Annotated in this window: 8 protein-coding genes; all 8 read right to left on the bottom strand. The window is 38.7% G+C overall.

Annotation, left to right across the window (positions count from 1 at the left end; translation table 11 throughout):
• Positions 1 to 296: 296 nt before the first annotated feature.
• The 8 genes from HMPREF9078_RS02065 to HMPREF9078_RS02030 all read right to left on the bottom strand — a co-directional run bounded on the left by HMPREF9078_RS02065 (position 297) and on the right by HMPREF9078_RS02030 (position 8,429).
• Positions 297 to 728 (bottom strand): hypothetical protein, encoded by a 432-nt coding sequence (locus HMPREF9078_RS02065; protein ID WP_009419069.1) that lies wholly within the window; start codon positions 726 to 728, stop codon positions 297 to 299.
• Positions 729 to 784: 56 nt separating this feature from the next.
• The gene (locus tag HMPREF9078_RS02060) at positions 785 to 2,248 is read right to left on the bottom strand and encodes a bifunctional ADP-dependent NAD(P)H-hydrate dehydratase/NAD(P)H-hydrate epimerase (RefSeq protein WP_009419068.1); all 1,464 of its coding nucleotides are present in this window, start codon (positions 2,246 to 2,248) and stop codon (positions 785 to 787) included.
• Positions 2,249 to 2,340: 92 nt separating this feature from the next.
• Entirely contained in the window at positions 2,341 to 3,333 is a 993-nt protein-coding gene (locus HMPREF9078_RS02055) for a hypothetical protein (protein WP_009410811.1), read from the bottom strand.
• 264 nt (positions 3,334 to 3,597) lie between these two features.
• On the bottom strand, positions 3,598 to 5,064 hold the full coding sequence (gene pyk / locus HMPREF9078_RS02050) for a pyruvate kinase (RefSeq protein ID WP_009419067.1): 1,467 nt from the start codon (positions 5,062 to 5,064) through the stop codon (positions 3,598 to 3,600).
• Positions 5,058 to 5,525 carry an IPExxxVDY family protein gene (locus HMPREF9078_RS02045; protein ID WP_009419066.1) on the bottom strand — a complete coding sequence of 156 codons (468 nt, stop codon included), beginning with the start codon at positions 5,523 to 5,525 and terminating at the stop codon, positions 5,058 to 5,060. The genes pyk and HMPREF9078_RS02045 overlap by 7 nt, the downstream gene beginning before the upstream one ends.
• A gap of 88 nt (positions 5,526 to 5,613) precedes the next feature.
• Positions 5,614 to 6,267 carry a hypothetical protein gene (locus HMPREF9078_RS02040; protein WP_009419065.1) on the bottom strand — a complete coding sequence of 218 codons (654 nt, stop codon included), beginning with the start codon at positions 6,265 to 6,267 and terminating at the stop codon, positions 5,614 to 5,616.
• A gap of 17 nt (positions 6,268 to 6,284) precedes the next feature.
• Positions 6,285 to 6,869: a hypothetical protein gene (locus HMPREF9078_RS02035; RefSeq protein WP_009419064.1), complete on the bottom strand. Its 585-nt coding sequence runs from the start codon at positions 6,867 to 6,869 to the stop codon at positions 6,285 to 6,287.
• 12 nt (positions 6,870 to 6,881) lie between these two features.
• Positions 6,882 to 8,429: a hypothetical protein gene (locus HMPREF9078_RS02030; RefSeq protein ID WP_009421600.1), complete on the bottom strand. Its 1,548-nt coding sequence runs from the start codon at positions 8,427 to 8,429 to the stop codon at positions 6,882 to 6,884.
• Positions 8,430 to 8,594 lie beyond the last annotated feature (165 nt).

The raw sequence follows: 8,594 nt of genomic DNA, 5'->3' as shown, positions 1-8,594 counted from the left end.
GGTGTATAAGTAGTTGATTCATACTGTAATACAATAATGCTAAAAATGTTAAAAACGGGCTTTCGAGGCAAAAGTAAGAGAAAGGATAGACGGCTTACTGAAGGTCTCGGAAAGACTCTGAGAAACTCGGAGGTGCGAGCTATAAGGTCGTAAAGAGGGGAGTATAGCGATATAAATGAGGAAATAGTATTTGGTTATACCCGACTGATGTTAATCAAAAAGAGAGGGGAGACAGTTTATGTAAACTGTCTCCCCTATTGTTATATAAAATAATAGCGATGGGATTTTTCTACTGTTTAAAATACTTCTCTAAACTCTACTTCTTTATCGGTTTTGTTTACGATGAGTATTTCAGAAGACTGGGCAGTATAGCCTAAATCTTTACCTTCATCTATGGTATATTTTACCAAAATACCACCTGTAAGTGTGGTTTCTAAAGCTTTTACCACTATTTTTACTTCCTTATTGCTGGCAGGAGCCACGATAGCTAAAACGCTCTGTTTGCTGAAATCAATAGCGGTGGGGCGCGCCGTCATAGTAGTAGCACCTCCAAAGATACGGTCAAAATCAGCTTGTGAGTCGATTTTTAAAGTTTCTACTTTTGTATTTTGGAAAGTATTATTGACAAAATAGTTCTCAGCGGGAGTGTAACTTACAGCGTTTTTACTGTTGCCACAACTGGTGAGAAACATTGCTATTACTGCCATACTTAGGATAAGTCTTTTCATTATTTGTGAGTTTTTAATGATAAACCGCTAACTTATGGGCAAAAACCGTGCCAAGGCTATAAAAGGTCACGTGCAATAAGGCGTTCCATACCCATTTTTTTTGCTGCACAGTCACCTTGTAAACCGTGTAAAAAGACACCTAAGCAAGTAGCTTCTACCGCACTATAACCCTGAGCTCGTAAGCCCGTAAGCATTCCAGTAAGCACATCGCCACTACCTGCCGTTGCCATTCCTGCATTTCCAGTGGAATTTATCCAATACTTTTCTCCATCGGTTATCATCGTATAGGCTCCTTTGATGAGAAGTATTATTTTGTGCTCTTTGGCAAAGACTTTAGCTTTGGTAAGCTTGTGCAGGTCGTCGTCCCACTTACCTATAAGACGCTCTAATTCCTTAGGGTGTGGTGTGAGAATTGCATTTTTTGGAAGGTTTTTTAATTGTTCAGGGTGTTGAGCGAGAATATTCAGCGCATCGGCGTCTATTACAAAAGGTGTATCAGGGTATTGTTGAAAAAGATTAAAGAGTGCTGAGGCAGTTTCGGGATGCGTACCCCAACCGATACCCACGCCTATGGCAGAGGGTGTAAAAGGAATCTCTGCTGTCTTATAGTGTTTTTCTTCGTCACAGGTGAGTACCATCGCCTCGGGCAGAGCAGTTTGCAGTATGTTATAACCACATTGGGGAATAGCAACGGTAAGCAGACCTGCCCCTGCGCGCAATACGGCTGTTCCGCTAAGCACTACTGCCCCTATTTTACCATAACTTCCCCCTACAAGCAACGCGTGCCCATAAGTACCCTTGTGCGAAAATTTAGCACGTCGTCGTTGTAATTGCTGTATATCGGATTCAAGATAGTAGAAATCCGGGTGAAGAGTCTTAAAAAATTGCTCGTCTAAACCTATGTTGAGCACTTCCCACTTACGGATATAGCAACCTGTGGAAGGAAGGAAGAAAGGCAATTTCGGGGCTTGAAAAGTGAGCACTTGTTGAGGGTGTACCCAAACCTCCTCGGAAGACGGAATGTGTTCGGTAGGCAGACCCGAGGGCATATCTACACTTAATATATAGCTGTTAGAGTCGTTTAAATTCCGAAATATTTGTTGTATCCATTTAAGAGCTGGACGATTGAGTCCAATGCCAAAAACAGCATCTATCACTATCTTACCAAACGTAATATTATTTACTTGTTCGGCTCGTATTTCGGCAATCGCAATTCCTTGTGTTTCTAAGAGTTCTTTATTCTGCTGGCAATCGGGCGATAGGTGTTCGCTAAAGCAAAGCAGATAAGTATTCACTTGCCAACCGTCAGCTATGAGCATACGCGCCAAAGCGAGACCATCTCCTCCGTTGTTCCCCGTACCTGCCAATACGGTAACAGTTCGCTCTTTGGGGAGGTGTTCTTTTATCCACTCAAAGAGTTTGGTTGCGGCGCGCTCCATCAGTTGCCACGAGGTGATTGCTTCAGCAGAGATAGTATACGCATCAGCTTCGCGCATTTGTTGTGTGTTTAGAATTTTCATTTCTCCAAAGTAAAAAGAAGTTAGCTAATCAAAACTTTTGCTAATCTACTAATCTGCTAATTTCTAAATTAAATTGCGTGCGTAACTCACTTTTAATTCTTATTAGGTTTATAGAGCGATTGCTTAAAGAGCTCATCAGGTTTCATTGCCAAAATTTTCAGCATAGATTCCTCTTTGTGATTTTTGGCATAGGCTTGTACTATGCGCAACCCTATAAATCTCCCTATTTGTCCTGGTGATTCGTTGTCTAATTCTAAGTAAAACTTAGAGAAGGGAGCTGGATACAAAAAGCGGGTGAGCAATTTCTTATCCGTTTGATACAGCAATTCTTTTTCTATAAAATAACGCCATATCTCAGCTTCGTTTGCCTCAGCCCAAGCGTATTTCTTTGCGTCATACCGCAAAAGGTCAGCGGGTGTTTTTTTGGGTAATAACTCACTTTCTAAATAGAGCTTCTTGCCCTCGTAAATCATATTGTCCAAGAAAGTGAGGTGTATGCCACGAGGTACGAGTTTATCGGCAAAAGCATCAGCTACATCTATCACAAGGTTTTTCTTGTCTAAATCAGCCCTGATGTACTTATCCATATCTTGGTAGTATTTGTGTTGAGTTCCTAAGTAATTATCTGTACCGATAAGTAAGAGACTATCGGCATAAATCACTCGGGTTTCATAAGCTACCCTACTGATGAGCATCACTACCTTAGGTGGCTCAAACTTGGGGAAATAGTACTTAATATGCTGAAACAAGTTCTTAATCTCTTTCTTCTCAGCAGAAAGTGTACCTACACTCTTTTCAATTTCTCCGTACAAATCGGCATAATGCAGATTCGCAAAAGCAGGAATATCAGGGAAGATAGAACCCTTACGTATCTCACACCACTCTTCGGGAGTAACGCTCTGAGTAAAAAAATAAGGATACTGTGCACTTAACTCACCCATTTTTGCGTCGGGAGTTTTCATAAAGAGCGAATCAAGACGTATCCAATCAAAGTTCATCGGAATCGCTGCTATTTCTTTCTCTTTTTTGTCGCTACAAGCCATTGCTAATAGCAGACTCGTAAAAATGAATATTTTCTTTATCATAGTATTTGTTATTAGTCGTTAGTTTTAGCTCTTTAGATTATTGTCCAAATCGGCTATTATCCCACACCAAAAAACTGCATATCTGTTCCTCTTTGGGTGCAAAGATAAAGCAAATTTATCAATTTAACAATTAGTTGTCAGCCTTCAGCCTCGTATAACCAGTCTGGCTCGCCCAAGTAATCGCCTGTCGTACTGCAACCAATAATAAGAAAAGTCGTTCAGCACCTTGCCAAACGACCTTTCTCAAATATTAACCCTCTAAAATTATTTCTTCTTTTTCTTCTCAAAATTCACCGCACACGAGTCGATTTCCGATACGCGCAAAGTGTTTACCATTCCCTTGCCTTGCATTGGCATCGATACGAGGCTTATCATTATATCACCCATATCCACGTAGCCTTTTTCGTTGGCAATGTGGTTAATGTCTTCAATAAGCTCATCAGTAGAGACAAAGCGGTCGTAGTAGAAAGTAGTTACCCCCCACAAAAGGTTCAACTGGGTGAGGATGCGCTTGTTGGCAGTAAAGATGAGAATGTGCGAATTAGGTCGGTACGACGAAATGCGGAAAGCAGCATACCCACTGTTTGTAAGCGAAGTAATTACTTTGGCATTGGTGTCGTTCGCCATCTTGGCTGCGTGAAAACAGATAGTGTTAGTTACATAGCGCAACGAACGGATAAAAGGTGTAACAAGTGGTACTTGTATCAAATTCGAATCCTCTACACTCTTGATGATGCGAGTCATTTGTTGGATTACCTGTACAGGGTATTTTCCTACCGAAGTTTCGCCTGAAAGCATTACCGCATCAGCACCGTCCATTACCGAGTTTCCTACATCGTTTACCTCAGCACGGGTAGGTGTCAAGCTGGAAATCATACTTTCCATCATTTGGGTAGCGATGATTACCGGAATGTGGTGTGATTTAGCTTTGCGCACCAATTCTTTTTGGATAAGAGGTACTTCTTCAGCAGGGATTTCTACCCCAAGGTCACCACGGGCAACCATAATCCCATTACAAGCTGCCATAATCTTATCAATATTCACCAAGGCTTCTGGCTTTTCTATCTTGGCAATGATAGGAATTTCGTGACCTGCATTCTCTTTGATGAGGTCTTTTAAATCCTGAATGTCTTCAGGGTGACGCACAAACGATAACGCAAACCAGTCTACGTCTTGTGTGATAGCAAAAAGGGCATCACGCACGTCTTTTTCGGTAAGCGCAGGGAGTGATATTTTGGTGTTAGGCAAGTTCACGCCCTTTTTAGATTTCAGCGGACCGCCTTGCACTACTACCGCTACTACCTCGTCTTCACGGTTGGTGGATTCTACTTCAAAGATGAGCTTCCCATCGTCTAACAAGATACGCTCTCCTGGGTTCACGTCCATTGGGAAAGCTTTGTAGTTCATATACACGCGCTCTTTAGTACCTACGAAGGGCTCTCCGGTAACGAAAGTAACTCGGTCACCTGGGTATACCGTAGCGTCGTCTTCCATTACTCCCACACGCAATTTAGGACCTTGTAGGTCAGCGAGGATAGCTGTATGAAAGCCGTTTTCTTCGTTGATTTGGCGAATCATTTGCACGCGGTTGCGCACATCGTCGTAATCGGCGTGCGAGAAGTTGATGCGGAATACATTTACCCCCGCAACCATCATATCTCTTATTACCTCAGGACTCTCGGTCGCTGGACCTAAGGTCGCTACAATCTTTGTTTTCTTTGTATTTAACATTCTTGAAAAATCAATTTATATTTTTTATCTAGGGTATCAATTGCTATTTCTCGTGCGGTAGTGGCGGGCACTTCACGAAGCCGATTTAAAATTTTCGGTATATCCAGCCGCCCTTCAGTATCTATCTTCAAAAAGTAATCCACCTTCTTTTCGTTCTCAACCAAATATTGCACCTGTGGCAGTTCTTCAAAAAGGGTAACCACAGCGGTAGGAGCTTGTGTATCTTGCAGTTTGTTAGCTATACAATGCCAAGTAATATCCGTAGAGGTGTCGTCCCAAGTATAATAAGAAAACTGTTCTCCCGAAGGCATCGTCAAACAAGCCTTTCCTTTTGTCTTAGCCAACTGCAAATGTAGCGTTTTATTTAAAAAATACGCCAGCTGATAGTCTTCCAAATGGGTGTGAAGAGCGATAAGTTTATAATCGCAAAAAAACTCTGTCGATAGCTTCAGTTTTGCCATAACCACTCATTTCGGGTGCAAAGATACAAAACAATTCACAATTAGCAATTAACCATTGATAATTTTAACACGATAGCTTCTTCTACTATCAAAACCGCACTCCAAAGCTAAATCCTATCCCTCTATACTCCATCATCTCAGGAGTCTCACTCCAAAAAAGAGGTTCTGCTACATCAAAACTCGTGTAAGAAGTATAAGCCGATAAAAACATACTATACTTATTTCTCACTAAAAACGGAATGGACAGCCCTACCTTCACTTCCCCTATTGATGACTTTACTAAGGTGCTCAAGGGCAGAAAGCCAGCTACTTGTACAAAAATATTTCCCTGATAATTCTTCACAGGGTTCAAACGGATTACACTACCCAATTTTAATCCTGAGGCTACAGGATTTTGAAAATGTGTAAAACCGCCTACCGCTCCTACACTCAATATCCTAAACAAGCGGTAATTTACTGTAAAATCACTTGAGATAATAGGCTTCTCATTTAGTAATGCCTCATTGCCTTCATACAAATTCGTACGAGAGTTTAACCAGCTATAAGAGTATTTTGCGCCACCATTTCGAGGAAAAGTAAAACTTAATTCCCCTTGATAAAACCACCTACTTTCTTTCTCAGGCACTACTTGCGTTATAGTTTCCGTGCTTACATTTCCTATAACCGATGTGCTTTCCATATTTTCCTGTGCCGTAGCCAATCCCACAGCAAAAAAAGGTATTATATAAAGTATTTCTTTCATTCTATAATTATTAAGTTTTAAAACCGTATCCCAAAGCCAAAACCGACTCCGCGATACTCTACTAAGTCCGGTGTTTCATCAGCAAATAAGGGTTTAGCAGGGGTAAAACTTGTATAAGAAGCGTGTAGAATAACCCCGACACTGTATGATTCTTCAACAAGAAGAGGTATACTCAATCCTATCTTTGCCTCTCCTGTTGAAATTTTTACGTTATGTAAAGGAAAAAAACCAGAAAACTGAGCAAAGACATACCCAAAAGAGTCTTCAATAAGCTCATATCGTATGACACCTCCTAATTTTAAAGCTGTAGCAATAGGATTTCTGAAATGATTTATCCCTGTTAATGCTCCTATGCTAAATCTCTCAAAGAGTAAATAATTCATAGAAAAATCCGTGGAATATATTACTTTTGTTTTTAATACAATATCTTCATTTCCTTTTATATTTGCTGTCTTTGTATTAAAAGAATAAATAGATTTATCTTTATTGGGTACCGTAAGGTTTACCTCAGCTTGTGAAAACCAACGTTTGTCTTCAAGATTTTGTCCTTTTACTAAATATGGAAGTACTAAAAAAAATATTATATAAACTATTTTTCTCATAATAATCTCTTTTTATTTTTCATAAACCATTCTCACACCTCTCCAAGTACCTCCTACTCTTGCCATACCGTAAAAATCATATTTTACAGTCTTATATTCTCTTAATTCGGGAGGTTTTACTCCAAAATTGTTATACCATTTACCTCCCTTCTTGTCAACAGAACTTGTAAAGGTAAGAAGAAATCCATAGTCAGTGCTTAGATGTATTTTTTTCTTATTTGTATTCTCACCTTGGTAACGTTCTGCAAAATACATTGCTTCTATTTCATCTTCAAACTGAGGGGTTCTAACCACAGCAAACTCTTTATCTTTTGAACCTATATTTCTCAGAAAATCAAAACCCATTTTATAGAGTGTTGCAATATTTTTTTGTGACAATAAATCTGATACAAAAAGCTCTTTTTCATAGTCTATTTTATACCCAGCGACACTTGGAATATAAATTGTAAGTAATTTTTCATTATTATATTTTATAAAAGGAAGTTTTGCTTCCTCTACTTTAAAAGTTGATTTTAAATAATTATTTTGTGCGTGAAAGTAAAAATCTCCTTTGTAAGCAAGTATAATAAACTCATTTTCATCCTTAGCCGCTTGTAACTCTTTAAGAGGGGCTGTAGGCATTTTGTATGTCATATAAATATAATTAATTCCTAAAACTACTTCATTAGCCTTTGATGCCCACCATATCCTAAAGCGACGTGTTTGATTTCTTACTGAAATACCTACTGACTTATAAAATCCGTAGTTTTGATTAAAAAATTCTATTTTCACACGATGTCTTCTGTCAAAATGCTCTGTTGCGACTCTACTTTCTCCAAATATTCTATGAAGAAACCAATTTCTATCTCCTCTTGTTATAGGCAATCCATCAATAATAGGTTGTAATTCATTAGCTGGCGTTAAGTTTGCTATTCTTTTTTGCTCTTCTTTAATATTGTTTCTCTCTAATTCAGAGATAGGAGCTATAAATCTGTATACCCCGTCTGCTACTTGCTGTTTTCCAGAAGCAGTCTCCCGAAGTTTTAATAATTCCTCAGCTGAAAGTTGAGGTTGACGATCTTTTAGATAGTTTTTAAGTTTAAGAGAATCCTTTAGATGAGAAGAAAAAACTCCTCTTGTAGTAAACTTGTATAAAGTGTCTTTTACAACTATTTCATTATTTTCATCAATAAAAGAAGCTAAAAGAGGGTCAGAAATCATATTTTCTTCCTCTTTCTCCTCTTCTGTTTCATCATCAACCGTATCTGGTCTTCCTTCATAAAGTTTTATGAGTTCAGGGTCATTTTCTATATCCCCTATAGGATATTTAGGACGAAATCCTTTTAAATAAAGTTCTTTCATCTTTTTTTCTAAAAGTTCTTCATCATTTCTCAATTCCCCCATCATTTTAGATAAACTCTCTGAGGAAGAAAACTGGTAACGTCCTCCAACTACCCCATCGGTTACAAGAGTTTGTTGTGGTTCTTCGTTTTTTTGGTCTTCTACAAATGTGTCATTATCTTTCTTACAGCTAGTAATGATAAATGACAACAAAATTGTACTTAAAAAAATTCTTTTCATATAGCTTCTTCTTTTATTTCGGTGCAAAAATACAAAAATAACACACAATACCAAAAAACAATTTTCAGGACACATCTCATTGTCCTTTGTTTTATTTTCGTTTTTCTTCTCGTTTATCACCTCCTAATCCTTCTCCTTTAACTATTCACTACCAACTACTTACAT

This window comes from Capnocytophaga sp. oral taxon 380 str. F0488, from assembly GCF_000318255.2.
GTDB lineage: Bacteria > Bacteroidota > Bacteroidia > Flavobacteriales > Flavobacteriaceae > Capnocytophaga > Capnocytophaga ochracea.
Note: the sequence above shows the minus strand (reverse complement) of the source record. Positions and strands in the feature narration are given on the sequence as shown.